Below are 26,368 nucleotides of genomic sequence, written 5' to 3'. Positions count from 1 at the left end.
GGGTGGGGGCATGAGGCGCCCACCCGATTGTGAAACGACCGGCATGGGGTAGGATATGTTCAGCCTGTTGCAACAGACCGCGCCCGTCGTGGTCGAAGAAACTGAGACGGTGGTCGTCACCGAATCCGCCGAAGCGGCGGCTCACGGGGCCGATGCGGCCGGTGCCGCTGCCGGACACGCCGTGGCCGGGGCTGCGGATGCCGCTCATGCGGCGGCTGGTCACGCCGCCAGCGCGCCGGGCATGCCGCAGCTGGACGTCAGCACCTTTGGCAACCAGATCTTCTGGCTTATCGTGGTGCTGGCCGTCATCTACTGGGTTCTGTCGCGTGTGGCGCTGCCGCGCATCGGCGGGGTCATCTCGGACCGGCAGGGCGCCATTACGGGCGATCTGATGGCGGCCGAAGAGTTCAAGCAGAAGGCCAAAGAGGCCGAGGCTGCCTATGACAAGGCGCTGGCCGACGCGCGCGCGGAAGCCAACAAGATCGTGGCTGCGAACAAGGCCGAAATCCAGAAGGAACTGGATGCCGCCATCGCCCATGCGGATGCCGAAATCGCCGCACGTGCGGCGGAATCGGAAAAGCGCATCGGCGAAATCCGCGCCTCGGCTGTCGAAGATGCGCGACTGGTCGCGCGTGATGTCACAGCAGCCCTGATCGAGAATTTCGGCGGCTCGGCCGATGCCGCGGCCATCAATGCGGCGGTCGATCAGCGACTGAAGGGGGCGCTGCAATGAAACGTCTGAGCGTGCTTTTCGCCCTGATCGCCAGCCCGGCGCTGGCCGCCAGCGGTCCGTTCTTTTCGCTGCGCAACACCGATTTCGTTGTTACGCTGGCGTTTCTGCTGTTCGTGGGCCTCCTTGTCTATTTCCGTGTGCCGCAGATTGTCGGTGGCCTGCTGGACAAGCGTGCCGAAGGCATCCGCAACGATCTGGCCGAGGCGCGGCGCCTGCGTGAGGAAGCGCAGGAAATCTATGCCAGCTATGAACGCCGCCAGCGCGAAGTGAAGTCGCAAGCCGATGACATCGTCGCCAATGCACGGCGAGAGGCAATGCTGGAAGCCGAAAAGGCCAAGAAGGCGCTGCAACTGTCCATCGAACGTCGCCTGAAGGCGGCCGAAGATCAGATCGCCAGCGCCGAAGGCGAGGCGGTGCGCGCCGTGCGCAACCGGGCAATCCAGACGGCGGTTGCTGCCGCAACCGAGATTCTGGGCAAGCAGGCCACGGCCGAGCAGCGTTCGGCCGGGATCGACAAGGCCATCGACGAAGTGGCCCGCCGTCTGAACTGAAAATCATGAAAAGCGGAATGGCGCATGCCGTTCCTTGGGACAGTGATGAGACCCCGGCAGGCAATGCCGGGGTCTTTGCTTTCGCCCCCATCGAAGGCGCGAAAGCAAAGGGGCCGGCAAAGCCGGCCCCAGGGTCTCTGCACGCCAGGATGCGCTTAGCGGGTCGGGAAGATCAGGATTTCGACCCGGCGGTTCTGCGCGCGCCCGGCGGCAGTGTCGTTCGAGGCGATCGGCTGGCTGGCGCCGCGGCCGGTGGTGGTGATGCGGCTTTGCGAGACGCCACCGGCTGCCAGGATACCGGCGACCGAGCGCGCCCGGCGCTGCGACAGGTCCTGGTTGTAAGCGGCCGATCCGGTGCTGTCGGTGTGGCCGATCACCTGGATCGTGCTGTTGGGATACTGGTTCAGGTTGCGTGCGATCACATAAAGATCGTTCTGGCCCTGGGCGCCCACCGCGGCCGAATCGGTCGCGAACAGGGTCGATTCCGGCATGATCACCGACAGGTGGTTGCCATTGTTCACCACACGGATGTTGGGGTTGTTCAGCGATTGCTGCAGCGCGCGCTGCTGCTGATCCAGAATGGCGCCGCCGGCACCGCCGATGGCCGCCCCCACGATCGCGCCCTTGATCGCATCCATGCCCTGATTGTTCTTGTCCTTGTCGCGGGTTGCGCCAAGAATCCCGCCAACCACGGCCCCGGCGACGGCACCCTGCTGGGCGCGGCTGGGCTGGGTGCTGCCGGTCGTGCCATAGGGGTCGGTCGGTGCGCACGCGGTCAGCGCCAGAACGCCGGCCGAAGCAGCAAGCAAGGCAATACGGGTTTTCATTCTTTTCACCTTTCCTAACGGGGCGTGTGCTTGGCCGAGGTGACACCGCCTGACGCGGTCGCCGGCCCCGGCACGACTGAGCCCAAACACCGCGACCATGGCATGAGTTCCCCGCCAACACCACAGAAACACGCGATAATTACCTGTCCCGCAGGTCACAAGCCGGAGATGGCAGTAACCTCGACGATAGGCGGAATGGTCTCGGTGCTTGCACCTTGGGCGCAGGCACGGCATCAGGTCGGCATGACCCGCGCAGCACAACGTCCCAAACCCTTGCCCTATGCCGATCAGGTGCAGATTTTCTCGCGCCTGCAGGCGGCCAACCCGCAGCCGCTGACCGAGCTGGAATATACCAATGCCTATACCCTGCTGGTCGCCGTCGCGCTTTCGGCGCAGGCCACGGATGTCGGGGTCAATCGCGCCACGCGCGACCTGTTTGCGCGAATATCCACTCCGCAGCAGATGCTGGATCTGGGGCTCGACGCGCTGACCGAGGAGATCAAGACCATCGGCCTGTTCCGGCAAAAGGCCCGGAACGTCATCGCCCTGTCGCGGATTCTGGTCGATGAGTTCGGCGGCGAGGTGCCCCAGTCGCGCGCCGCGCTGATGACCTTGCCGGGCGTGGGGCGCAAGACCGCCAATGTGGTGCTGAACAGCGCCTTTCATTTTCCCGCTCAGGCGGTGGATACGCATATCTTCCGCGTCGCAAACCGCACCCGCATCGCGCCCGGCCGCAACGTGGACGAGGTCGAGCGCGCGATCGAGGACAACGTCCCCGTGCCCTTCCAGCAGAATGCGCATCACTGGCTGATCCTGCACGGGCGCTATCTCTGTCAGGCCCGGCGCCCACGTTGCCGCATCTGTCCTATCGCCGACCTGTGCCCCCATGAGGAGAAAACCGAATGACCACCCCCTATGTGATCGGCATCGGCAATGCCGTGATGGATGTGATCGCGCCGGCATCCGACGCCAGTCTGGCACGATTGGGGGTGGAAAAGGGGATCATGCAGCTGATCGACCGCGAAAGGTCGGAATATCTGATGGCTGCCCAGGCCGCGGATGCCGAGGCCGGCAAGGCGCGGCTGGTGCCGGGCGGTTCGGTCGCCAATACGCTGGCGGGACTGGGGATGATGGGGCTGCGCACGGCCTTCATCGGTCGGGTGGCCGGCGATCCGCTGGGTCTGTCCTATGCCGAACAGACCGAGGCCCAGGGCACGATCTTCGTCAATCCGCCGGTGGCGGGCGAGGTGCTGCCCACGTCGCGCTCGATCATCTTCGTCACGCCGGATGGCGAGCGGTCGATGAACACCTATCTGGGCATTTCCGGTGAACTGGGCCCCGAGGACGTGAACCCCGCCACCTTCAGCGGTGCTGACTGGCTGTTCCTGGAAGGTTACCTGTTCGACAAGGATGCCGGCAAGGCGGCCTTTCTGAAGGCTGCGCGCGCCTGTCATGACGCCGGCGGCCAGGCGGGGATCGCGCTGTCGGACCCGTTCTGCGTCGACCGGCACCGCGCCGATTTCCGCCGCCTGGTCGCGGGGCCGATGGATTACGTGATCGGCAATGTCCACGAATGGCAATCGCTCTATCAGGTCGAGGATCTGGACGAGGCGCTGCGGCTGGCCAGTGCCGATTGCGGCACCGTGATCTGCACCCGCTCGGGCGAGGATGCGATCCTGATCCGCGGCGCGGAACGGGTGACGGTGCCGGTGAATCGGGTGGTGCCGGTCGATGCCACCGGGGCCGGGGATCAGTTCGCCGCCGGGCTGATCCACGGGCTGGCGCGCGGCTTGCCGCTGGCGGTGGCCGGACGCATGGGCTGCATCGCCGCGGCCGAGGTGATTTCGCATGTCGGCGCCCGCCCGGAAAGCGATCTGCTGGCGGCCTTTCGCGCCGAGGGGCTGATCTAGCGCCCGAAACGCGAACGGCCGCGCCCAGGGCGGGCGCGGCCGTTGCGATCATGGGCGAGCGTGGTTCAGGCGGCCTTGCGGGCGGTCTTGCCGTAGAAGGTTTCGCCCCTGGCTGCCATGTCGCGCAGCAACTGCGGCGCGGCAAAGCGCGGGCCATGCGCCTGGGCCAGATGATCGGCGATCTCGACGGCGCGCGCCGCGCCCAGCATGTCCAGCCAGCCGAAGGGGCCGCCCGACCAGGGCGCAAAGCCCCAGCCCAGGATGGCGCCCACATCGCCTTCGCGGATGTCCTCGAGCACGCCTTGCTCCAGCGCGCGCACGGCCTCGAGCGTCTGGGCGAACATCAGCCGGTGCTGGATCTCGGTCAGGTCGGGCTGGGTCGCGGCCTCGGGCCATTCGCGGGCCAGGCCGGGCCAGAAGCCCTGGCGCTTGCCGGCATCGTCATAATCGTAAAAGCCCGCCTTGGCCTTGCGCCCCAGCCGCCCCTGATCGGCCAGCTTGAAGATCACGCTGTCGACGGCCGCATCGGGATAGGCGTCGCCCATCGCCGCGCGCGTGGCCTTGGCGATCTTGACGCCCAGGTCGATCGAGGTCTCATCGACCAGTTGCAGCGGCCCCAGGGGCATCCCCATCAGCTTGGCGGCGTTTTCGATCAGCGTCGGGCTGACGCCTTCGGCCACCATGCGGATGCCTTCGTTCAGATAGGGGATGATGCAGCGGTTGGCATAGAAGAAGCGCGCGTCATTGACCACGATGGGCGTCTTGCGGATCTGGCGCACGAAATCCAGCGCCTTGGCCACGGCGCGCGGGCCGGTGGCCTTGCCCTTGATGATTTCCACGAGCAGCATCTTGTCCACCGGCGAAAAGAAGTGGATGCCGATGAACTGCTCGGGCCGGGCGCTGGCCTTGGCCAGTTCGGTGATCGGCAGCGTCGAGGTGTTGGTGGCAAAGATGGCATCGGCGGGGATCACCGCCTCGGCCTTGCGGGTCACGTCGGCCTTGACGGCGGGATCCTCGAACACCGCCTCGACGATCAGGTCGCAGCCGGTCAGGGCGGCATAGTCGTCGGTGGCGGTGATGCGGCCCAGAACCTCGGCCTTCTTCTCCTCGGTCGCCTTGCGGCGGCTGATCGCCTTGTCCAGCAGGCCGGCGGAATGGGACTTGCCGCGTTCGGCGGCCTCGACCGTGGCATCGATCAGCACCACCTCGATCCCTGCCATGGCGCTGACATGGGCAATGCCCGCGCCCATCATCCCCGCGCCCAGGATGCCCAGTTTCTTGACGCTCTGGTCCGGGGCCTGGGGGCGGTTCGCGCCTTTTTCCAGTGCTTCCTTGTTGATGAACAGGCTGCGGATCATCGCCGTGGCGCTGGGATTCATCAGCACCTTGGTGAACCAGCGTGCCTCGACCTTCAGCGCGGTGTCGAAGGGCACCATCGCGCCTTCATAGACGGCCGACAGCAGCGCTTTGGCCGCCGGATAGACCCCCAGCGTCTTGCCATGCACCATGGCACTGGCGCCGACAAAAGTCATGAAGCCCGCGGGGTGATAGGGTTCGCCGCCGGGCATCTTGTAGCCCTTGGCATCCCAGGGCTTGACCAGATCGGCGGCGCTGGCCTGCAACACCCAGGCGCGTGCGGCGGCGACGGGATCGGCGACCACCTCGTCGATCAGGCCGGCGGCCTTGGCCTTGGCCGGATCGCTGAGCTTGCCTTCCAGCAGGAAGGGGGCGGCGCCCATCGCGCCCAGCTTGCGCACCAGGCGGGTGGTGCCGCCGGCGCCCGGAAAGATGCCGACCATGATTTCCGGCAGGCCGATCTTGGCCTTGGGGTTTTCGGCGGCAAAGATGCGATGCGTGGCCAGCGGCAATTCCAGGCCGATGCCCAGCGCGGTGCCGGGCAGGGCGGCGGCGATGGGCTTGCCCCCCTGTTTGGTCTTGAAGTCCATGCCCGCCAGTTCGATCTTGCGCAGCAGGTGGTGCAGGCTCATCACGCCCTCGAACACCTCTTGCGCGCCGCCTTCCTTCATCGCGGCGATCACGTTCAGATCCATGCCGGCGGCGAAATCGGCCTTGCCGCTGGTGATGACGATGCCCTTGACCGCGTCATCGGCCAGCGCCTGATCGATCAGCGCATCAAGTTCCGCGGCGCCGGTCAGCGACAGCACGTTCATCGACTTGCCGGGCACGTCCCAGCGGATGATGGCGACGCCGTCGGCGCCCTTTTCCATGGTGAAATCGGTCATGCCTTGTCTCCCTTGGGCGAAAGGTCCCGCGGTCCGGTCCAGTCGCTGCCGTCGTGATAGGTGAAGCGGGCCTGACCGCCCGCCAGATGGATCTGCAGGTCCACGTCGGAATAGGTCGCCACCTCTTCGGGGGCCTTGCTGCCGACGATCAGAAAGCGGCCGACGCGGTCCGAGCGGTTGACGAAGCGATGGCCATTGGCCACCCCGGCTTTCCAGGCGGCGCAATCGCCGGGGCCCATCGGCACCTCGCCCTCGTCCTCGACCAGGATCAGATCGCCCTCCAGCACCATGGCGAATTCGTCCTCGCGCAGGTGCCAGTGACGCAGCGAGGCGACGGCGCCGGGTTCCAGCGTCACGATGTTGACGCCGAACTGCGTCAGCCCCGCCAGATCGCCCAGCCGCCGCGACGAACGCCCGGCCATCTGGCTGGCATAGGGTTCGGGATAGATCGAGCCGGTCTTGAGCGGCGCCGCATCAAGGTCAAGCTTGGGCATCACACCCTCTCGATGATGGTGGCCGCGCCCATGCCCGAGGCAATGCACAACGTGGCCAGGCCCACGGTCTTGTCCTGCCGCTCAAGCTCATCAAGCAGGGTGCCGATGATGATGGCGCCGGTGGCGCCCAGCGGGTGGCCCATGGCGATCGAGCCGCCGTTCGGATTGACGATGGCCGGATCGACGTTGAAGGCCTGCATGAAGCGCAGGACGACCGAAGCGAAGGCCTCGTTCACCTCGAACAGGTCGATGTCGGAAATCGACATGCCGCTGTCCTTCAGGATCTTTTCGGTCACCGGCACCGGGCCGGTCAGCATGATCGTGGGATCGGTGCCGATCTTGGCGGTGGCGCGGATGCGCGCGCGCGGCTTCAGCCCGTGGGCCTTGCCGAATTCGGCATTGCCGATCAGCACCGCCGCCGCCCCGTCCACGATGCCCGAGCTGTTGCCGGCGTGGTGGATGTGCTCGATATGGTCGAGATGCGGGTATTTCAGCAGCGCCACCTTGTCAAAGCCGGGCATGGTTTCGCCCATGTCCTTGAAGCTGGGCTTCAGCTTGGCCAGATCCTCGATGCTGGTGCCGGGGCGCATGTATTCGTCGCGGTCCAGAATGGTCAGCCCGTTCTGGTCCAGCACCGGCACGATGGATCTGGCAAAGCGGTTTTCCTGCCAGGCCAGGGCGGCGCGGCGCTGGCTTTCCACCGCCAGCGCATCGGCCTGTTCGCGGCTGAAGCCGTATTCGGTGGCGATGATGTCGGCGCTGATCCCCTGGGGGACGAAATAGGTCTTGAAGGCCAGGCTGGGATCGACGGCGATGGCGGCGCCGTCGCTGCCCATGGGCACGCGGCCCATCATCTCGACACCGCCGGCGATATAGGCGTGGCCGGCGCCGCCCTTGACCTGGTTGGCGGCCAGGTTCACCGCCTCCATGCCGCTGGCGCAGAAGCGGTTGATGGCAAGACCGGGGATCGATTCGTCCAGGTCCGAGGCCAGCACGGCCGAGCGTGCAAGGCAGCCGCCCTGTTCCTTGACCTGGGTGACATTGCCCCAGATCACATCCTCGACCGCGTGGCCTTCCAGGCCGTTGCGTTCCTTGACCGCATTCAGAAGCCGTGCGGAAAGCGCGACCGAGGTGACTTCGTGCAGGCTGCCGTCGGGGCGGCCCTTGCCGCGGGGCGTGCGGGCGGCATCATAGATATAGGCTTCGGTCATGCGTCCTCCTTCGCGGCCCGGTCCGCGGGGTTTCCGGGCATCAGGTCATAGGGATGTTTCCAGCCCGGCAGGGACTGGATGCGGGTCAGCCAGGCGTCGATATGGGGCCAGGCAGGCCGGTCGAACCCGAAGGGTTCGGGATAGAAAAGATAACCGCAGCAGGACAGGTCGGCGATGCTGGGCGCGGTTCCCGCCAGCCAGTCGCGCCCCTGCAGCGCCGCGTCCAGGGTTTTCAGCGCCGATTGCGCGCGCGCCTGCATGAAGCCGATGACCTCGGCCGGGCGCTTGTCGGCCGGCACGAAGTTCATCAGAAACCGCAGCGCGCCGAACTGGGCCGAGCCCTTGTGGTTGTCCCAGAACAGCCAGCGCAGGATCTGGTCGCGGTCGCCGTCCATGAAGCGCCCGGTGCGTTCGGCCAGATGCAGCAGGATTGCCCCCGATTGGGTTAGCACGCGGCCGTGCTCGACCAGGACCGGGGCCTCGGCCATCGGGTTCAGGGTGCGGAACTGCGCGCTGCGGGTGGCGCCGGCGAAGAAATCGACAAAGACCGGACGCCAGGGATAGCCGGTCAGCTGCATCATCAGCGCGACCTTGTAGGAATGGCCCGATTCACCAAAGCAATGCAGTTCAGCGGTCATGGACGTGTCCTGTATCAGTGGCCGGGTTCCGGCGGCGGACCGCCGGAACGCTGGGTGATGGGCGCGCGATCAGAAACGATCAGCCTCCAGTGCCATGACCGGCTGGGCGCCGGTGCGGATGCGCGCCAGATGCAGCGCCGTGGCCGGCAGTTGCCGCGACATGTAATAGCGCCCGGTCGCCAGCTTGGTTTCGTAAAAGCCCGGATCGCCGCGGCCTTCGGCCAGGGCCTTGGCGGCGGCCGCAGCCATGCGGGTCCACATCAGGCCCAGCGCGACATGGCCGAACAGATGCATGAAGTCGTATGAGCCGGCCAGCGCGGCATTCGGATTCTTCATCCCCTGTTCCATGAACACCATGGCCGCGGCTTGCAGATCCTTGGAGGCGGCCTTCAGCGGCGCGCAGAAATCGGCGCCCAGCATGGGGTCGTCCTCGTGCGCCTTGACGGTCTGCTTGACCAGATCAAAGAAGGCCATGATGGGCTTGCCGCCTTCGGCCGCCAGCTTTCGCCCGACCAGGTCCAGCGCCTGCACGCCATTGGCGCCTTCGTAGATCATGGCGATGCGGCTGTCGCGCACGAATTGCGACATGCCCTGTTCCTCGATATAGCCGTGTCCGCCATAGACCTGCTGGGCCTGCACGGTGCAGTCGAAGCCCTTGTCGGTCAGAAAACCCTTGATGACCGGGGTCAGCAGCGACACCAGATCCTCGGCGGCCTTGTCCTGGCCCAGATGGCTGCGGTCGATCAGATGCGCGCCCCACAGCGCCAGCGCCCGCGCGCCTTCCAGAAAGCTTTTCTGATCCATCAGGTTGCGGCGGATGTCGGGATGCACGATCAGGGGATCGGCCGGCCCCGAGGGGTTGGCGTTGCCGGTCACCGCCCGGCCCTGCAACCGGTCCTTGGCATAGGCGACGGCGTTCTGATAGGCGGCTTCGGCGACCGCATAGCCTTGCAGGCCGACGCCGATGCGGGCCTCGTTCATCATGGTGAACATCGCGCGCATGCCCTTGTGCAGATCGCCCAGCAGCCAGCCGCGCGCACCGTCATAGTTCATCACGCAGGTGGCATTGCCGTGAATGCCCATCTTTTCTTCCAGCTTACCGACGCTGAGCGCATTCGCCTCGCCCAGGGTGCCGTCGTCATTGACAAGGAACTTGGGCACAATGAACAGGGAAATGCCGCGCGTGCCTTCGCCCCCGCCGGGGGCCTTGGCCAGCACCAGGTGGATGACGTTTTCCGACATGTCGTGGTCGCCGGCGGAAATGAAGATCTTTTGCCCGGTGATCAGATAGCTGCCGTCGTCCTGGGGTTCGGCGCGGGTGCGCAGCAGCCCCAGATCGGTGCCGCAATGCGGCTCGGTCAGGTTCATGGTGCCGGTCCATTCGCAACTGACCATCCGGGGCAGATACAGGGCCTTTTGTGCCTCGGTGCCATGGGCGTGGATCGCGGAATAGGCGCCGTGGGTCAGGCCTTGATACATGGTGAAGGCCATGTTGGCGCCCGAAAACATCTCGCCCGCCGCCAGGCCGATGACATAGGGCATGCCCTGGCCGCCGTATTCTGGGTCGCAATCCAGCGCCGTCCAGCCGCCTTCGCGCATCTGGTCGAAGGCCGCCTTGAACCCGTCGGGTGTGCGCACGACACCGTTTTCCAGCCGGCAGCCCTGACGGTCACCAACCGCGTTCAGCGGCGCCAGCACCTCGGAGGCCAGCTTGCCGGCAGCGTCCAGCACCGCTTCGGTGAATTCGGGTTCCAGATCGGCGTATCCCGGCAGATCCTGCTGCGAGATCTGCAGGACTTCGTGCAGGATATACTGCATGTCGGCGACAGGCGGGGTATAGGTGGTCATCGGTCCTCCCGAAGATTGGCGCCGTCAGGCGTCGGATTTCAGCTGTTGCAGCGCGGCCTCGCCTTCGGCGATCTGGGCGCGCAGGTCGGTGATTGCGGCCGCCAGTTCGATCTGCTGGCGCTCCATGTCGGCCAGCCGCTCGCGCGCGGTAATCAGCGCGGCCTCGGTCTGGGCAATGTTGCGGCTGGCGGGATCGTAAAGTTCCAGCAACTGGCGAATCTGTTCCAGCGAAAAGCCGAAGCGCTTGCCGCGCAGGATCAGCGTCAGGCGCGCGCGATCGGCACGGCCGTAAAGCCGATGCTGTCCCTGGCGCAGCGGAAACAGCAATTCGCGGGATTCGTAAAAGCGCAGGGTGCGGGGCGTGACGTCAAAGGCATCGCACATCTGCCTTATGGTCATCAGATCGTCGCTCACGCCTGGTCCCCCTTTTCCCTTGCGCCGTGCAGGGGAAATATAGGGCAAGTTGACGTTCACGTAAGGGGGAACGTCGCGTCAGGGAACCTGGCAAAAGGGCGGGGGGCTAGCCTTCGGCGCTCTGACTGGCCTGTTCGGGGGCCGCATCCATGTCGCGCAGCAGCGCCGCGGTATCCTCGCGCAGCTTGAGCAATTCGCTCATCGAGGCTTCAAGCTCTGCCTTCTGCTGGCGCAAGACCTCGAGCTGCCGGTCGGCCAGTTCGATCCAGACGCGATACTGTTCGCGCGAGCCCTTTTCGCCATAGATCAGCAACCACTGGCGAATGTCCTCGAGCGAGAATCCGAAGCGTCGGCCGCGCAGGATCAGCTTCATCCGTGCGATCTCGCGCGGGCCGTAAAAGCGGGCGCGACCCTCTTTGCGGGGGCTGAGCAGTTCGATGTATTCGTAATAGCGCAGGGTGCGCGGCGTAACGTCGAACCGCGCGCACATGTCCTTGAAACTGATGTATTCGCTTTCGGGCATCGGGAAAAACTCGGCTCGCAACCCCACGTTCGGATCAGCGTAACCCGGCGTCACGGCAAACTCAACCTTCGGGCGCGCGCACTTGTCTGGGCCGGATGGGCTGTTACGATCTGCCGACACCAGCCAGCGCGGAGCCCCCGATGACCGAGCCCACGGACGACGATTTGAACGAACAGCGCGGACGCATCACCCGCCAGTTCATCGAGGCGATCCCCCATGCCAGTGCCCTGGGCATGAGCCTGGATGTCCTGTCGCCCGAAGGGGCCGAGATTTCGCTGGACTGGCGCGAGGATCTTGTCGGCGATCCGCGCAGCGGCGTCATCCATGGCGGTGTGGTGTCGGCGCTGATGGATACCTGCTGCGGGGCTTCGGTCATGGCGCGGGCCCGCGATGCGCGCGCCACCGCCACCATCGACCTGCGCATCGACTATATGCGCGGGGCCACGCCGCGCCAGCGCATAAAGGCACGCGCGGAATGCTATCATCTGACCCGGTCGGTCGCCTTCGTGCGCGCCTGGGCGATGGATGACGACGAAACCCTGCCGGTGGCTACCGCGACCGGCACCTTTACCATCGAGCGCTGACATGCCCGACCGAAACGAATCGCTGACCGCGATCAAGAGCCGCCGCGACAGCACGCTGAAGGCCCTGGTCGCGCATGTGCCCTATATCCGCTGGCTGGGCATCACCTTCGACCGGCGCGGGGACGAGCTGACCGCCATTCTGCCATTTGATCAGAAACTGATCGGCAACCCGATGCTGCCGGCGATCCACGGCGGGGTCACGGCCGCCTTCCTAGAGGTGTCCGCCATGGTCGAACTGACCTGGACCGCGATCTGGGAGGATATGGAGGAAGGTCGGCTGACCCCTGATGCAGAGGTGCCCGAAAGCCTGCCGCGCCTGCCCAAGACCATCGATTTCACAGTCGATTACCTGCGTTCCGGCCTGCCGCGCGATGCCTATGCCCGCGCGCGCGTGGTGCGCTCGGGCCGGCGTTATGCCAGCGTCCATGTCGAGGCCTGGCAGGATCATCGCCAGAAGCTTTTCGCGCAGGCGACCGGCCATTTCCTGATGCCGCAGAATGGCTGAGGCGACTGCGGCGGCGCCGGGGGCGGGGCGCGACCTGACGCACCGCCGCGTGCTGGCCATCGCGCTGCCGGTGGTGCTGTCAAATGCCACCATCCCGATCCTGGGCGCGGTCGATACCGGGGTTGTCGGCCAACTGGGCCGGGCCGAACCCATCGGCGCGGTGGGGATCGGGGCGGTGATCCTGGCCTCGATCTACTGGATCTTCGGTTTTCTGCGCATGGGCACCTCGGGTCTGGTGGCGCAGGCGCATGGCGCGGGCGACACGCCCGAGGCGGGCGCGCATCTGGCACGGGCGCTGGGCATCGGCCTGGCCGCCGGGCTGGGCTTCATCGCGTTGCAGCTGCCGATCTTTGCCGGTGCCTTCATGCTGGCGCCGGCCTCGGCCGAGGTCGAGGCGCTGGCGCGGCAGTATCTGGGGCTGCGCATCTGGGGCGCGCCGGCCACCATCGCGCTTTACGCGCTGACCGGCTGGCTGATCGCCCTGGAACGCACCCGCGCGCTGCTGGTGTTGCAGCTGCTGATGAACGGTCTGAACATCCTGCTGGATGTCTGGTTCGTGCTGGGACTGGGCTGGGGCGTGCGCGGGGTGGCTGCCGCGACGCTGATCGCGGAATGGTCCGGGCTGGCCCTGGGGCTGTGGTTTGCGCGCCATGCCCTGGTCGCCGCGCTGCGCCGTGGCGGGCTGATGGCGCGCGAGCGGATCGAGGAGCTGGTGCGGGTCAACGGCGACATCCTGATCCGTTCGGTGCTGCTGCAAGGTTCGTTCACCACCTTCATCTTTCTGGGCGCGGGGCAGGGCGATGTGACGCTGGCTGCCAATCAGGTGCTGTTGCAGTTCCTGGAAATCACCGCCTACGGGCTGGACGGCTTTGCCTTTGCCGCCGAATCGCTGGTGGGGCAGGCGGTGGGCGCGCGCCGCCGCGACCGGCTGCGCCGGGCCGCGCAGCTGACGACGACCTGGGGCGTGGCCGGGGCCGGGCTGTTTTCGGCCGCCTTCCTGATCGGCGGGCCGGCGCTGATCGATGTGCTGACCACGGCGCCCGATGTCCGGGCCGAGGCGCGCACCTATCTGCCCTGGCTGGTGGCGGCGCCGCTGATCGGCATTGCCTCATGGATGCTGGACGGCATCTTCATCGGCGCCACCCGCACGCGCGAGATGCGCAACGCCATGCTGGTATCCGTTGCAATCTATGCGCTGCTGGTGATGGTGCTGCCGCTGGGCTGGGGCAATCATGGCCTGTGGGCGGCGCTGATGGGGCTGAACACGCTGCGCGGCCTGACCATGTGGCGCCTCTACCCGCGGGTCGAGGCGGCGGCGGGCTGAGCGGGCGCCCGGGTGGCGGGCGCCCGAAGAATGGATCAGGATTCCGCCAGGATCTGTTCGCGGGCGGTATGGCGCAATTCGATCATCTTCTGGCGAATGGTGTCGGCATCGGCCTTGCCCGCCAGATCGGCGCTGATCTTTTCAAACACGTCCTCGTCGCCCGGACGCTCGAAATCCGACGATACGACCGTCAGCGCATAGGCGCGCGCCTCGTCCCCGCTTTTGCCCAGAAGTCCTGCCGCCCATTCGCCCAGAAGGCGGTTTCGCCGCGCCTCGGCCCGAAAGTTCAGTTCGGCATCATGTGCGAATTTGGCCTCATAGGCGCGTTCACGGTCGTCAAAGGTGGTCATGGCGGCCTCTGCTTGCGTTTCTGATCAAGGATATGATCAGGAAGTGGGCTTATCGCAAGCCCGTATTGCCCCTGACCCCGTTTCTGGCCTATAGCCCAAGAAAGTTGTCACCTTGCAGACCGGAGACGCGCAGCATGGCACCAAGGCGCAAGAAAATCTACGAAGGCAAGGCCAAGATCCTGTATGAAGGCACCGAGCCCGGCACTCTGATCCAGTATTTCAAGGATGACGCTACCGCCTTCAACGCACAGAAGAAGGCGACCGTCGAGGGCAAGGGCGTGCTGAACAACCGCCTGTCCGAGTTCTTCATGACCGGGCTGAGCAATATCGGCGTGCCGAACCATTTCATCCGCCGCATCAACATGCGCGAACAGCTGGTGCGCCAGGTCGAGATCATCCCGCTCGAGGTGATCGTGCGCAATTTCGCCGCCGGCTCGATCGCCAAGCGCCTGGGCATGGAGGAGGGGACGCCGCTTCCCCGGCCGATCGTCGAATACAGCTTCAAGAACGACGAACTGGGCGATCCCTTCGTGTCCGAGGAATATATCATCGCCTTTGGCTGGGCCAGCCAGCAGGATCTGGACGATATCGTCAGCCTGGCCCTGCGGGTGAACGACTTCCTGTCGGGTGTATTCTTCGGGGTCGGCATCAAGCTGATCGATTTCAAGATCGAGGTCGGCCGCATCTGGGATGGCGATTTCATGCGCCTGATCGTTGCCGATGAAATCAGCCCCGACAGCTGCCGGCTGTGGGATGTCAAGACCGGGCAAAAGCTGGACAAGGACGTATTCCGCCGCGACCTGGGCAGCCTGACCGACGCCTATACCGAGGTCGCCCGCCGGCTGGGGTTGATGCCCGCCAACACCACCTCGCTTACCAAGCCCACGCTTATCAACTGAAGGACCACCTCATGACCGTCCCGCTGAAAGCCCGTGTCACCATCATGCTCAAGGATGGGGTTCTGGACCCGCAGGGCGAGGCGATCCGCCACGCCCTGGGCGGGCTGGGCTTTTCCGGGGTAAGCGGGGTGCGCCAGGGCAAGATCATCGAACTGGACCTGGACGCCACCGATGCCGAGGCGGCGCGGGCCGAGGTCGCGCGCATGTGCGAAGGCCTGCTGGCCAATACCGTGATCGAGAAATACGCCGTCGAGATCGTCTGACCGGCCGGTCCGGCGCCCGATCGACGCCTCGGCCGCGCCAACAAGGGGTGACGGGTGATCGACAAGCTGTCGATGTTCATGGTCCTGGCGCGCGCCGGCCATTTCGGTCGCGCGGCCGAGGAACTGGGCATCACCCAACCCTCGCTGTCATCGGCCATCAAGGCGCTCGAGGAACAGCTGGGCGTGCAGCTGGTGCGGCGCGGCTCGCGCTATCAGGGGCTGACGCCCGAGGGCGAGCGGGTGCTGGACTGGGCCCGGCGCATCGTCGGCGATGCCCGCGCCATGCAGGCCGAGATGCAGGCCCGGCGCAAGGGCGTTTCTGGGCGGCTGCGCATCGGCGTCATCCCCACGGCGATGCCGCGCATAGCCGAACTGACCGGCCCGTTCCTGCGCCGTCACCCAAATGCTGCGGTCTCGATCCTGTCGCGTTCTTCCGACGAGATCCGCGACCAGATCGAGGCGCTGGAACTGGATGCGGGCGTCACCTACCTGGACAGCGAGCCCCTGGGCCGGGTGCATAGCCTTGCCCTTTATCGTGAAACCTATTGCCTGATCGACCGCAGCGAGGCGCGCGGGCCCGTGGGTTGGGCCGAGGCGGCGACGCGGCCGCTGTGCCTGCTGACCCCCGACATGCAGAACCGCCGCATCGTCACCCGCCACCTGGTCGAGGCCGGGGCGGATGCGATGCCGCGGGTCGAATCGACATCGATGCTGGCGATCCTGTCGCATGTGGCGACGGGGGAATGGGCGGCGATCCTGCCGCGCGCACTGGCGCAGGGTCTGCCGCTGCCCGATGGTGTGCGGGCGCGCGACCTGACCGGGCGCGGGCATCTGGTCGGGCTGGTCACTGCCCGGCGCGAGCCGCATCCGCCGCTGGTCGATGCGCTGTTGAAATCGGCGGCGACTCTGGCCACAGCTTGATAGAATCTATCAATCGATAAACGGGAGTTCAGGATTGCTGTGTCTATCGCTCGCGACTAGTCTGCGGCGACAGATCACAAGCCCGGACCCACCCAGCCATGACCCTTGCAGCGCGCGACGCTGATTTCCGCCAACGTCTTGACGACATCATCGCCGCCCATCGCGACCGCGAGGGGCCGCTGCTGCCGATCCTGCACGATGTCCAGGCCGAATGGGGCCATATCCCCGAACAGGCGCAGCCGCTGATCGCCGTCGCACTGGGCATGACCCGGGCCGAGGTGCATGGGGTCGTCAGCTTCTACCACGATTTCCGCGAACGCCCCGCCGGTCGGCATGTGCTGCGGCTGTGCCGGGCCGAGGCGTGCCAGTCCATGGGCGCCGATGCGCTGGCCGATCAGCTGCGCGCCGCGCTGGGCCTCGACTGGCACCAGACCAGCGCCGATGGTCGGCTGACGCTTGAGCCGGTGTTCTGCCTGGGTCTGTGCGCCTGTGCGCCCTCTGCGCAACTGGGCGATCGGCTGCTGGGTCGGGCCACCCTGGAAAAGGTCAGGCGCATGGTGGCCGAGGTGGGCGCATGAGGGTATGGGTTCCTCTGGACGCGGCCGCCAGGGCCCTGGGCGCCGACGAGGTGGCCGCGGCCCTGGCGCGCGATTTCACCGTCACCCGCAACGGCACCCGCGGCATGATCTGGCTGGAACCGCTGGTCGAGGTCGAGCGCGACGGCATCCGCTACGGCTATGGCCCCGTCGCCGCGCAGGATGTCGAAGGTCTGATGCAGGCAATCCGCAGCGGCAACGATCACCCGCTGGCCCTGGGCCCGGTCGAAGATCTGCCCTGGATGCAGGCACAGCAGCGGCTGACCTTTGCCCGCGTCGGCATCATCGACCCGCTGTCGCTGTCGGAATTCGAGGCCCATGGCGGGCTGGCCGGTCTGGTGCGCGCCATCGAGATCGGCCCCCGGCGCATCATTGACGAGTTGACGCAATCCGGCCTGCGCGGCCGCGGCGGCGCAGGCTTTCCCACCGGGATCAAGTGGCAGACGGTGGCCGATGCGCCGGGCGCGCGCAAATACATCGTCTGCAACGCCGACGAAGGCGATTCCGGCAGCTTCGCCGACCGCATGCTGATGGAGGGCGACCCCCTGACCCTGATCGAGGGCATGGTGATCGCCGGCATCGCCACCGGCGCGGTCCAGGGCTATGTCTATGTGCGCAGCGAATATCCCGATGCGATCCGCGTCCTTGAGGCCGCGATCGGCAAGGCGCGGCAGGCGGGGATTCTGGGCCCCTCGGTCCTGGGGTCCGAACACGCCTTCGAGATCGAGCTGCGCGTCGGCGCCGGCGCCTATATCTGCGGCGAGGAAACCAGTCTGCTCAACAGCCTTGAGGGGCGGCGCGGCACCGTGCGCGCCAAGCCCCCGATCCCGGCGTTGGAAGGGTTTCTGGGCCGGCCGACCGTGGTCAACAACGTGATCTCGCTGGGCACGGTGCCATGGATCCTGACCCATGGCGGCGCGGAATACGCCCGGCTGGGCATCGGCCGGTCCAAGGGCACGATTCCGATCCAGCTGTCGGGCAATGTTCGCCATGCCGGCCTGTTCGAGGCGCCTTTCGGCATGACCCTGGGCCAGATCATCAACGACATCGGCGGCGGCACGGCCAGCGGCCGTCCGGTCAAGGCGGCACAGGTCGGCGGGCCGCTGGGCGCCTATGTGCCCCATTGGAATTTCGACGTGCCCTTCGGCTACGAGGAACTGGCCGGGCGCGATGGTCTGCTGGGTCATGCCGGGATCACGGTCTTTGACGACAGCGCCGACATGTTGAAGCTGGCGCGTTTCGCCATGGAATTCTGCGCTGCCGAAAGCTGCGGCAAATGCACCCCCTGCCGCATCGGTTCGGTGCGGGGGGTCGAGACCATCGACCGCATTGCCGCGGGCGATCCGCAGGCCATCGAGCTGCTGACCGACCTTTGCCACACGATGAAATGGGGCTCGCTTTGCGCGCTGGGCGGGTTTGCGCCGTTTCCGGTGATGTCGGCGCTGACCCATTTCCCCCAGGATTTCAACGGGCGCAACCAGCCCCGCCAGGAGGCCGCCGAATGAAGGATTTCATCATTCCCGACCGCGACCTCGGCACGCCCGCCGCCGTTTCGGACGTGACCGTTACCCTGACGGTCGACGGCATCGCGGTCAGCGTGCCGGCCGGCACCAGCGTGATGCGCGCCGCCGCCCTGGCCGGGATCACGGTGCCGAAACTCTGCGCGACCGATCACGTCAGCGCCTTCGGTTCCTGCCGGCTGTGCGTGGTGCAGATCGACGGCATGCGCGGCACGCCGGCGTCCTGCACCACCCCTGTCGCCGAAGGCATGGTCGTGCGCACCCAGACGGACGAGATCGCCCGCATCCGCCGCGGCGTGATGGAGCTTTACATCAGCGACCATCCGCTTGATTGCCTGACCTGCGCCGCCAATGGCGATTGCGAATTGCAGGACATGGCCGGCGCCGTCGGCTTGCGCGAGGTGCGCTATGAACCCGGCGCCAATCATTTCGCCCGCCGCGATTCCGATGGCCCGAACCCCGAATACCGGCCGCAGGACCAGTCGAACCCCTATTTCACCTTCGATCCGGCGAAATGCATTGTCTGTTCGCGTTGCGTGCGCGCCTGCGAAGAGGTGCAGGGCACCTTTGCCCTGACGATCGAGGGGCGCGGCTTCGACAGCCGTGTCAGCGCCGGCATGGCCAGCGACGACTTCCTGTCCTCGGATTGCGTCAGCTGCGGGGCCTGCGTGCAGGTCTGTCCGACCGCGACGCTGATCGAAAACAAGGTGATCCAGATCGGCACCCCCGAACATGTGGTCAAGACCACCTGCGCCTATTGCGGCGTCGGCTGTTCCTTCGACGCCCATATGCGCGGCGAAGAGGTGGTGCGCATGGTGCCCAGCCGCGATGGCAAGGCCAATCGCGGCCACAGCTGCGTCAAGGGCCGTTTTGCCTGGGGCTATGTCACCCATCAGGACCGGATTCTGCAACCGATGGTCCGCGAGCGCATCACCGACCCCTGGCGGGTGGTCAGCTGGGACGAGGCGCTGGATTTCGCCGCCAGCCGGCTGCGCCGCGCCCAAGCCGATCATGGCCGCGACAGCATCGGGGTCATCACCTCGTCGCGCTGCACCAATGAGGAAACCTATCTGGTCCAGAAGCTGGCGCGGGCGGTGTTCGGCAACAACAACACCGACACCTGCGCCCGGGTCTGCCATTCGCCGACCGGCTACGGGCTCAAGACCGCCTTCGGCACCTCGGCCGGGACGCATGACTTCGATTCGGTGGACGAAACCGATCTGGCGCTGATCATCGGCGCCAATCCGACCGATGGCCACCCGGTCTTTGCCAGCCGCCTGCGTCGGCGGTTGCGCCAGGGGGCGGGGCTGATCGTGCTGGACCCGCGCGAAATCGATCTGCTGGCGACGCCCCACATGCGGCCGGGGCTGCATCTGCCGCTGCGGCCGGGCACCAATGTCGCGGTGCTGACGGCGATGGCCCATGTCATCGTATCCGAACGGCTGTATGACGCCGATTTCATCCGCGAACGCTGCGACTGGGACGAATTCCTGGCCTATGCCGATTTCGTGCGGGATCCGCGCCATGCGCCGGAGGAGGTCGAGAAACTTTCACAGGTGCCCGCCGACCTGATCCGCCAGGCCGCCCGCGCCTATGCCGCCGCGCCGCGCGCCAGTATCTATTACGGTCTGGGCGTGACCGAACATTCGCAGGGTTCGACCACGGTGATGGCGATTGCGAACCTGGCGATGCTGTGCGGCAACATCGGCCGGCCGGGCACCGGCGTGAACCCCTTGCGCGGGCAGAACAACGTGCAGGGCAGCTGCGACATGGGGTCGTTTCCGCATGAATACCCCGGCTATCGCCATGTCTCGGACCCCGAGACGCGGGCGCTTTACCAGCGGGTCTGGGGGGTGGAGCTGTCGCCCGAACCCGGGTTGCGCATCCCCAACATGTTCGACGAGGCCTTGGCCGGCCGCTTTCGCGGACTGTATTGCCAGGGCGAGGATGTCGTGCAGTCCGACCCCGACACCCGCCATGTCACCAGCGCGCTTTCGGCCATGGACATCGTCATCGTCCAGGACCTGTTCCTGAACGAGACCTCGAACTATGCGCATGTGTTCCTGCCTGGCTCGAGCTTTCTGGAAAAGGACGGCACCTTCACCAATGCCGAGCGCCGCATCAACATGGTGCGCCGCGCCATGACCCCGCGCAACGGCTATCAGGACTGGCAGATCACCCAGATGCTGGCCAACCGCATGGGCGCCGCCTGGGATTACCGCCACCCGCGCGAGATCATGGACGAAATCGCCCTGACCACGCCCAGCTTTGCCGGGGTCAGCTATGACCTGCTGGACCGCGAGGGATCGGTGCAATGGCCCTGCAATGCCGATGCGCCGCTGGGCACGCCGGTGATGCATGTCGATGGTTTCGTGCGCGGCAAGGGCAAGTTCATCCACACCGAATATGTCGCGACCGAGGAACGCACCGGCGCCCGTTTCCCGCTGCTGCTGACCACCGGCCGCATCCTGTCGCAATACAATGTCGGCGCCCAGACCCGGCGCACCGACAACAGCCTGTGGCACCCCGAGGATCTGCTGGAAATCCACCCCTCGGACGCGGAAAACCGGGGTATTCGTGACGGCGATCTGGTGCGCGTGACCTCGCGCGCCGGCGAAACCACATTGCGGGCGCAGATCACCGAACGGGTGGCGCCGGGGGTGGTCTATACCACCTTCCACCACCCGACGACCCAGGCCAATGTGGTGACCACCGAAAACTCCGACTGGGCCACCAATTGCCCGGAATTCAAGGTGACGGCGGTGCAGGTCAGCCCCTCGAACGGTCCGTCGGACTGGCAGGAAAGCTATCGCCAGCACGCGGACCTGGCGCGGCGCATCCTGCCCGCGGCGGCGGAATAGGCGATGCGCGACATGACCGGAGCCATGCGCTGGGCGGGGGCCTGGCAGCCCGCCGCGCCGCCGCCCGAACCTGCCGAGGCGCCGGTCGCCATCGTCATCGACGGTATGAGCCAGGCGGTGCTGATGGCGACGCCCGCCGATCTGCACGATCTGGCGCTGGGCTTTGCTCTGACCGAAGGGGTGATTGCCGCACCCGACGATGTGCTGGGCTTTGACCAGGCGCAGGTCGAGGTGCGCGGCTTTGCCGCGCATGAGGCGCGGCTGTGGCTGCGGCCGGGCCTGTCCGCGGCGCTGACCGAACGGCGGCGTAGCATGATCGGCCCGGTGGGCTGCGGCCTGTGCGGGGTGGACAGCATCGCCGCCGCCCTGCCGCGGGTCGTCGCGGTCGGCTCGGACTGGCGGATGCCGGCCGCCGACGTGGCGCGCGCCATGGCGGCGCTGGGCGCCGGGCAGGTGCTGCGCCAGGCCACCCCGGCGATGCATGGCGCAGGTTTCTGGGACGGCGCCGCGGTGCTGGTGCGCGAAGACGTCGGACGCCACAATGCGCTGGACAAGCTGGCCGGGGCGCTGGCGCGGCAGGGCATGGATGCCTCGGCGGGGGCGGTGGTGATGTCCTCGCGCCTGTCGGTCGATCTGGTGCAAAAGGCCGCCCGGCTGGGGGTGCCCATCCTGATCGGCGCCAGCGCCCCCACCGCCCTGGCGCTGGACTGGGCCGAACGGGCGGGCATCACCCTGATCGGCCGCGCCCGCGGCGCCGAATTCGATCTTTACACCCATCCCTGGCGCATCATCGAAACCCCATGACCCAAGACCGCAGCAAGCTGATCCGCATGGCCGGCCAGATGGCCGATTTCTTTCGCCACCAGCCCGACCGCCCACCGGCCGAGGCGGTCGCGGCCCATATCAACGACAACTGGGCGCCGCAGATGCGCCGCGACTTTGTCGAAATGATCCGCCAGGGGGCGGCGGCGGACCCGGTGGTGCGCGACGCCGCGGCATTCGTGCGGGTGCCGGCGGCCTGATTTTGCCCCTGCCGCCCGCCGGGCCCGCGTGCTAGCTTGCGGCCATGGCACAGCTACCTTCCCGCACCGAGATCCTGGACTGGGTTTCCGCCCATCCCGACGCAACCGCCAAGCGCGATATCGCCAAGGCATTCGGCATCAAGGGTGCCGCCCGCATCGAGCTGAAGCGCCTGCTGAAAGAGCTTGAGGCCGAAGGGCTGCTGGAGCGCCGCCGCCGCCATTACCACGACGCCGAACGGCTGCCGCCGGTCACGGTGCTGCAATTGCTGCCGCCCGACAAGGACGGCGACATCTTTGCCAGGCCGATGGAATGGCAGGGGCAGGGGCCGATGCCGCGCGTCCTTTATGCGCCGCTGAAATCGGATCCGGCGCTGGCGCCCGGCGAACGCATCCTGGCCCGGCTGATCGAGGTGCGGGGGCAGGACCACGACTATCAGGCGCGGCTGATCCGCCGGATCGGCGCCACCAGCCACAAGATCGTCGGCATCTTTCGCGCCGCCGCGCCGGGAAGCGATGCCGGCGGTCGCATCCTGCCCATCGACAAGGGCGCCGACAAGGAATGGTCGGTCCCCGCGCGCGAGGTGCATGGCGCGCGCAATGGCGAGCTGGTCGAGGCCGAGCAGATCGGTCCGCGCGGCCGGCTGGGCCTGCCGCTGGCGCGGATCACCGAACGGCTGGGCGATCCTTCGGCGCCGCGGGCGGTCAGCCTGATCGCCATTCATCAGCATGGCATTCCCGACGATTTCCCCGACGAGGTGATGGCCGAGGCCGATGCCGCCCGACCCGCGACGATGCAGGGGCGCGAGGATCTGCGCGATCTGGCCCTGGTCACCATCGACCCTTCCGATGCCCGCGACCGCGACGATGCGGTGGGCGCCCGCATCGCCGAGGATGGTGGTGCCGATATCTGGGTGGCGATCGCCGATGTTGCCCATTACGTCCGCCCGGGCAGCGCGCTGGACCGCGAGGCGCGCCGGCGCGGCAACTCGACCTATTTCCCGGACCGGGTGGTGCCGATGCTGCCCGACATCCTGTCGGGCGATCTGTGTTCGCTGCATCAGGGCGTGGATCGGGCGGTGATCGCGGTGCGGATGCGTCTGGACGCCCAGGGCAACAAGGTCGGCCACAGCTTTCATCGCGGCATGATCCGGTCCGCCGCCAGCCTGTCCTATGAACAGGCGCAGGCGGCGGCCGACGGCCGGCCCGATGACCAGACCGCGCCGCTGCTGGATCGGGTGATCCGGCCCCTGTGGCATGCCTATGGCCTGCTGAAGGCGGCGCGTGACCGTCGCCAGCCGCTGGAGCTGGATCTGCCGGAACGCCGCATCGTGCTGGGTGACGACGGCCGGGTGAAATCGGTGAACTTTCGCGAGCGCTTCGATGCCCACAAGCTGATCGAGGAGTTCATGGTTCTGGCCAATGTGGCCGCCGCCGAGGAACTGGAACGGCTGCGGCGGCCGCTGCTCTATCGGGTGCATGAAGAACCCAGCGCCGAAAAGCTGGACGCGCTGCGCGAGGTGGCCGAGGCCTCGGGGTTCACGCTGGCCAAGGGGCAGGTGCTGCAGACGCGACATCTGAACCGGTTGCTGGAACAGGCCGAGGGTTCGGATTTCGACGAGCTGATCAACATGACCGCGCTGCGTTCGATGCAGCAGGCCTATTACAACCCCGAGAATTTTGGCCATTTCGGGCTGGCGCTGCGGTCCTATGCGCATTTCACCTCGCCCATCCGCCGCTATTCGGACCTGATCGTGCACCGCGCGCTGATTCTGGCGCATAAGTGGGGCAAGGATGGTCTGTCGCAATGGGATATCGAGAACCTTTCCGAGACCGCCAAGCAGATTTCCGAAACCGAGCGCCGCTCGATGGCGGCGGAACGCGACACCACCGACCGCTACCTGGCCGCCTATCTGTCCGAACGCGTCGGGGCCGAATTCACCGGCCGCATCTCGGGCGTGCAGAAATTCGGCGCCTTCGTGCGGCTGGACGAGACCGGCGCCGACGGGCTGCTGCCCATCCGCGAGATCGGGCGCGAATATTTCCATTACGACCCGGATGCCCAGGTGTTGATGGGGTCGGAAACCGGGCTGGAAATCGGCATCGGCCAACGCGTGACCGTGCGCCTGTCCGAGGCGGTGCCGCTGACCGGCGGCTTGATGCTGGAACTGCTGGAGATCGAGGGCCGGCCGCTGCCGCAGGGCGGATCGGCCCGCCGCGGCAAGGGACCGATGCGCAAGCGCGCCGTGCAGGCCCGCCTGGCCGAGGTCAAGCGCGCGCAAAAACGCAAGCGCCGGCGCGACTGACCGGACCGTCAATCCAGCGGAAAAGCCGGGCTCGCGCCCGGCTTTGCGCCTTTTCCCGGTCTGTTTCCGGTGCGGAAACAAACCGGTGACCTTGATGCGAAAAGGGGCAGCGCGATGCTGCCCCCATCGAAGTTTCTGGTCGGCTGCGGCCTAGCCGATGGCGGCGGCGCGCACGTCGTCGTCGATCTTGTCGGCGTATTGGGCGAAATTGTCGCTGAACATCGCCACCAGCTTGCGGGCCTGGGCGTCATAGGCGGCCGGGTCGGCCCAGGTCTGGCGCGGGTCCAGCAACTTGTCCTCGACCCCGGGGACCGATACCGGCACGTCGAAGCCGAAATTGGGATCCTTGCGGAACTGGACATTGTTCAGCGACCCGTCCAGCGCCGCGGTCAGCAGCGCGCGGGTGGCCTTGATCGGCATGCGCTTGCCGGTGCCGAAGGCGCCGCCGGTCCAGCCGGTGTTGACCAGCCAGCAGGTCGCGCCCGAGGCGGCGATCTTTTCCTGCAGCAGCTTGCCGTAAACCTCGGGGCGACGCGGCATGAACGGGGCGCCGAAGCAGGTCGAGAAGGTCGGGGTCGGTTCGGTCACGCCCAGTTCGGTGCCCGGCGTCTTGGAGGTGAAGCCCGACAGGAAGTGATACATCGCCTGCGCCGGGGTCAGCCGGGCGATGGGCGGCAGCACGCCATAGGCGTCGCAGGTCAGCATTATGACGTTGCGCGGCTTGCCGCCCAGCGAGCTGGGCGAGGCGTTCGAGATCTGCTCGAGCGGGTAGGCGCAGCGCATGTTGTCGGTGATCGAATTGTCGTCGAAGTCCAGTTCCAGGGTGTCCGGATCATGGACCATGTTTTCGATCACGGTGCCGAAGCGGAAACAGGTGGCGTAGATTTCCGGTTCGGCCTCGGCCGAGAGGTTGATGGTCTTGGCGTAGCAGCCGCCTTCGAAGTTGAAGATACCGTTGTCGGACCAGCCGTGTTCGTCGTCACCGATCAGCGTGCGCGAAGGGTCGGCCGACAGCGTGGTCTTGCCGGTGCCCGACAGGCCGAAGAAGATCGCCGAATCGTCGGGGTTGCCGATGGCGTGGTTGGCCGAGCAATGCATCGGCATCACACCCTTTTCCGGCAGGATGTAGTTCAGCAGCGTGAACACCGATTTCTTGTTTTCGCCGGCATAGGCGGTATTGGCGATCAGGATCAGCTTGCGGTCGAAATTCAGCGCGATCACGGTTTCGGACCGGCAACCGTGCCGTTCGGGGTCGGCCTTGAACGAGGGGCAGTTGATGATGGTGAAGTCGGGAACGAAACTGGCCAGTTCCTCGGCCGCGGGACGGCGCAGCAGGTGACGGATGAACAGGTTGTGCCACGCCAGTTCGGTCACCACGCGCACGTCCAGACGCAGGGCCGGGTCGGCGCCGCCGTAAAGATCCTGGACGAAGTATTCCTTGCCCTTCATGTGAGCGAGCATGTCGTCATAAAGGCGGTCGAAGGCATCGGGCGCCATCGGCTTGTTGTTGTCCCACCAGATGGTGTTTTCGACCGAGGGCGTGCGCACGACATGCTTGTCCTTGGGCGAGCGGCCGGTATGGGCGCCGGTGGTTGCCAGGAAGGTGCCGCCCAGGCCCAGCTTGCCTTCGCCGCGTTTCAGTGCGGCCTCGATCAGGGCCGGCTCCAGCAGGTTGTAGTGAACTTTCCCCAGCCCCGTGATCCCCTGATCCTCGAGCCGGCAGTTCGGATTGACGCGTGCGTGGGACATGGCACCTGTGCTCCTGCAAGATTTCGGGGCCGACAACCGGCCGTTGCCGGTCCTATAACACGCCATTTCCCCAGAGAAA

General features: G+C 66.5%; 26 protein-coding genes. 16 read left to right on the top strand and 10 right to left on the bottom strand.

Annotated features, from left to right (window positions below; translation table 11 throughout):
- Positions 1–55: 55 nt before the first annotated feature.
- On the top strand, positions 56–733 hold the full coding sequence (locus GB880_RS00220; RefSeq protein ID WP_154491573.1) for a F0F1 ATP synthase subunit B': 678 nt from the start codon (positions 56–58) through the stop codon (positions 731–733).
- Positions 730–1,284: a F0F1 ATP synthase subunit B gene (locus GB880_RS00215; protein ID WP_154491576.1), complete on the top strand. Its 555-nt coding sequence runs from the start codon at positions 730–732 to the stop codon at positions 1,282–1,284. The genes GB880_RS00220 and GB880_RS00215 overlap by 4 nt, the downstream gene beginning before the upstream one ends.
- 155 nt (positions 1,285–1,439) lie before the next feature.
- On the opposite strand, the gene GB880_RS00210 is transcribed toward GB880_RS00215, so the two are convergent.
- The gene (locus GB880_RS00210; protein WP_154491579.1) at positions 1,440–2,111 is read right to left on the bottom strand and encodes an OmpA family protein; all 672 of its coding nucleotides are present in this window, start codon (positions 2,109–2,111) and stop codon (positions 1,440–1,442) included.
- A gap of 243 nt (positions 2,112–2,354) precedes the next feature.
- Between GB880_RS00210 and nth the strand changes: the two genes are divergently transcribed.
- Positions 2,355–3,017 (top strand): endonuclease III, encoded by a 663-nt coding sequence (nth, locus tag GB880_RS00205; RefSeq protein ID WP_154491582.1) that lies wholly within the window; start codon positions 2,355–2,357, stop codon positions 3,015–3,017.
- Complete coding sequence (locus GB880_RS00200; protein ID WP_154491585.1) at positions 3,014–4,021, top strand: adenosine kinase; 1,008 nt, start codon at positions 3,014–3,016, stop codon at positions 4,019–4,021. Before nth ends, GB880_RS00200 begins: the two co-directional genes overlap by 4 nt.
- 65 nt (positions 4,022–4,086) lie before the next feature.
- On the opposite strand, the gene GB880_RS00195 is transcribed toward GB880_RS00200, so the two are convergent.
- From GB880_RS00195 to GB880_RS00165, 7 genes are all read right to left on the bottom strand, one after another.
- Positions 4,087–6,264 carry a 3-hydroxyacyl-CoA dehydrogenase NAD-binding domain-containing protein gene (locus GB880_RS00195; RefSeq protein ID WP_154491588.1) on the bottom strand — a complete coding sequence of 726 codons (2,178 nt, stop codon included), beginning with the start codon at positions 6,262–6,264 and terminating at the stop codon, positions 4,087–4,089.
- Positions 6,261–6,758: a cupin domain-containing protein gene (locus GB880_RS00190; protein WP_154491591.1), complete on the bottom strand. Its 498-nt coding sequence runs from the start codon at positions 6,756–6,758 to the stop codon at positions 6,261–6,263. The genes GB880_RS00195 and GB880_RS00190 overlap by 4 nt, the downstream gene beginning before the upstream one ends.
- Positions 6,758–7,969, bottom strand: coding sequence for an acetyl-CoA C-acetyltransferase (locus tag GB880_RS00185; RefSeq protein ID WP_154491594.1), 1,212 nt, complete (start codon positions 7,967–7,969; stop codon positions 6,758–6,760). The genes GB880_RS00190 and GB880_RS00185 overlap by 1 nt, the downstream gene beginning before the upstream one ends.
- A complete protein-coding gene (locus tag GB880_RS00180; RefSeq protein WP_154491597.1) occupies positions 7,966–8,607 on the bottom strand; it encodes a glutathione S-transferase family protein in 642 nt (213 codons plus the stop codon). The genes GB880_RS00185 and GB880_RS00180 overlap by 4 nt, the downstream gene beginning before the upstream one ends.
- Before the next feature lie 69 nt (positions 8,608–8,676).
- Positions 8,677–10,455 (bottom strand): acyl-CoA dehydrogenase C-terminal domain-containing protein, encoded by a 1,779-nt coding sequence (locus tag GB880_RS00175; protein ID WP_154491600.1) that lies wholly within the window; start codon positions 10,453–10,455, stop codon positions 8,677–8,679.
- A gap of 24 nt (positions 10,456–10,479) precedes the next feature.
- The gene (locus GB880_RS00170; protein ID WP_263467198.1) at positions 10,480–10,869 is read right to left on the bottom strand and encodes a MerR family transcriptional regulator; all 390 of its coding nucleotides are present in this window, start codon (positions 10,867–10,869) and stop codon (positions 10,480–10,482) included.
- Positions 10,870–10,975: 106 nt separating this feature from the next.
- On the bottom strand, positions 10,976–11,392 hold the full coding sequence (locus GB880_RS00165; RefSeq protein ID WP_154491638.1) for a MerR family transcriptional regulator: 417 nt from the start codon (positions 11,390–11,392) through the stop codon (positions 10,976–10,978).
- Positions 11,393–11,532: 140 nt separating this feature from the next.
- Here GB880_RS00165 and GB880_RS00160 point away from each other — a divergent pair, with 140 nt between their 5' ends.
- Genes GB880_RS00160 through GB880_RS00150 form a run of 3 tightly spaced genes read left to right on the top strand, consistent with a single transcriptional unit; the run spans position 11,533 to position 13,805 of the window.
- Complete coding sequence (locus GB880_RS00160; RefSeq protein WP_195840793.1) at positions 11,533–11,976, top strand: PaaI family thioesterase; 444 nt, start codon at positions 11,533–11,535, stop codon at positions 11,974–11,976.
- A 1-nt stretch (position 11,977) separates the two neighbouring features.
- The gene (locus GB880_RS00155) at positions 11,978–12,481 is read left to right on the top strand and encodes a PaaI family thioesterase (protein ID WP_154491603.1); all 504 of its coding nucleotides are present in this window, start codon (positions 11,978–11,980) and stop codon (positions 12,479–12,481) included.
- A complete protein-coding gene (locus GB880_RS00150) occupies positions 12,474–13,805 on the top strand; it encodes an MATE family efflux transporter (protein ID WP_154491606.1) in 1,332 nt (443 codons plus the stop codon). The genes GB880_RS00155 and GB880_RS00150 overlap by 8 nt, the downstream gene beginning before the upstream one ends.
- Positions 13,806–13,840: 35 nt before the next feature.
- On the opposite strand, the gene GB880_RS00145 is transcribed toward GB880_RS00150, so the two are convergent.
- The gene (locus GB880_RS00145) at positions 13,841–14,155 is read right to left on the bottom strand and encodes a DUF1476 domain-containing protein (protein ID WP_154491609.1); all 315 of its coding nucleotides are present in this window, start codon (positions 14,153–14,155) and stop codon (positions 13,841–13,843) included.
- A gap of 134 nt (positions 14,156–14,289) precedes the next feature.
- On the opposite strand from GB880_RS00145, the gene purC reads away from it, so the two are divergent.
- The 9 genes from purC to rnr all read left to right on the top strand — a co-directional run bounded on the left by purC (position 14,290) and on the right by rnr (position 24,540).
- Positions 14,290–15,054 (top strand): phosphoribosylaminoimidazolesuccinocarboxamide synthase, encoded by a 765-nt coding sequence (gene purC, locus GB880_RS00140; protein WP_154491612.1) that lies wholly within the window; start codon positions 14,290–14,292, stop codon positions 15,052–15,054.
- Between the two features lie 23 nt (positions 15,055–15,077).
- A complete protein-coding gene (purS, locus tag GB880_RS00135) occupies positions 15,078–15,317 on the top strand; it encodes a phosphoribosylformylglycinamidine synthase subunit PurS (RefSeq protein ID WP_154491644.1) in 240 nt (79 codons plus the stop codon).
- 54 nt (positions 15,318–15,371) lie between these two features.
- Positions 15,372–16,238, top strand: a complete 867-nt coding sequence (locus GB880_RS00130; RefSeq protein WP_263467197.1) for a LysR family transcriptional regulator — start codon at positions 15,372–15,374, stop codon at positions 16,236–16,238.
- A 98-nt stretch (positions 16,239–16,336) separates the two neighbouring features.
- On the top strand, positions 16,337–16,816 hold the full coding sequence (locus GB880_RS00125; RefSeq protein WP_154491615.1) for a formate dehydrogenase subunit gamma: 480 nt from the start codon (positions 16,337–16,339) through the stop codon (positions 16,814–16,816).
- Entirely contained in the window at positions 16,813–18,339 is a 1,527-nt protein-coding gene (locus GB880_RS00120; RefSeq protein ID WP_154491618.1) for a formate dehydrogenase beta subunit, read from the top strand. Before GB880_RS00125 ends, GB880_RS00120 begins: the two co-directional genes overlap by 4 nt.
- A complete protein-coding gene (gene fdhF, locus GB880_RS00115) occupies positions 18,336–21,215 on the top strand; it encodes a formate dehydrogenase subunit alpha (protein WP_154491621.1) in 2,880 nt (959 codons plus the stop codon). The genes GB880_RS00120 and fdhF overlap by 4 nt, the downstream gene beginning before the upstream one ends.
- 3 nt (positions 21,216–21,218) lie before the next feature.
- Positions 21,219–22,019: a formate dehydrogenase accessory sulfurtransferase FdhD gene (gene fdhD / locus GB880_RS00110; protein ID WP_263467196.1), complete on the top strand. Its 801-nt coding sequence runs from the start codon at positions 21,219–21,221 to the stop codon at positions 22,017–22,019.
- Positions 22,016–22,237: a formate dehydrogenase subunit delta gene (locus tag GB880_RS00105; RefSeq protein WP_154494023.1), complete on the top strand. Its 222-nt coding sequence runs from the start codon at positions 22,016–22,018 to the stop codon at positions 22,235–22,237. Before fdhD ends, GB880_RS00105 begins: the two co-directional genes overlap by 4 nt.
- A 44-nt stretch (positions 22,238–22,281) precedes the next feature.
- A complete protein-coding gene (gene rnr, locus GB880_RS00100; protein WP_154494022.1) occupies positions 22,282–24,540 on the top strand; it encodes a ribonuclease R in 2,259 nt (752 codons plus the stop codon).
- 150 nt (positions 24,541–24,690) lie between these two features.
- On the opposite strand, the gene GB880_RS00095 is transcribed toward rnr, so the two are convergent.
- Complete coding sequence (locus GB880_RS00095) at positions 24,691–26,289, bottom strand: phosphoenolpyruvate carboxykinase (protein ID WP_154494021.1); 1,599 nt, start codon at positions 26,287–26,289, stop codon at positions 24,691–24,693.
- Between the last annotated feature and the right edge of the window lie 79 nt (positions 26,290–26,368).

The sequence above is a fragment of the Paracoccus sp. SMMA_5_TC genome, assembly GCF_009696685.2.
Classification (GTDB): Bacteria; Pseudomonadota; Alphaproteobacteria; order Rhodobacterales; family Rhodobacteraceae; genus Paracoccus.
This window is presented reverse-complemented; position numbering and strand designations above follow the sequence as displayed.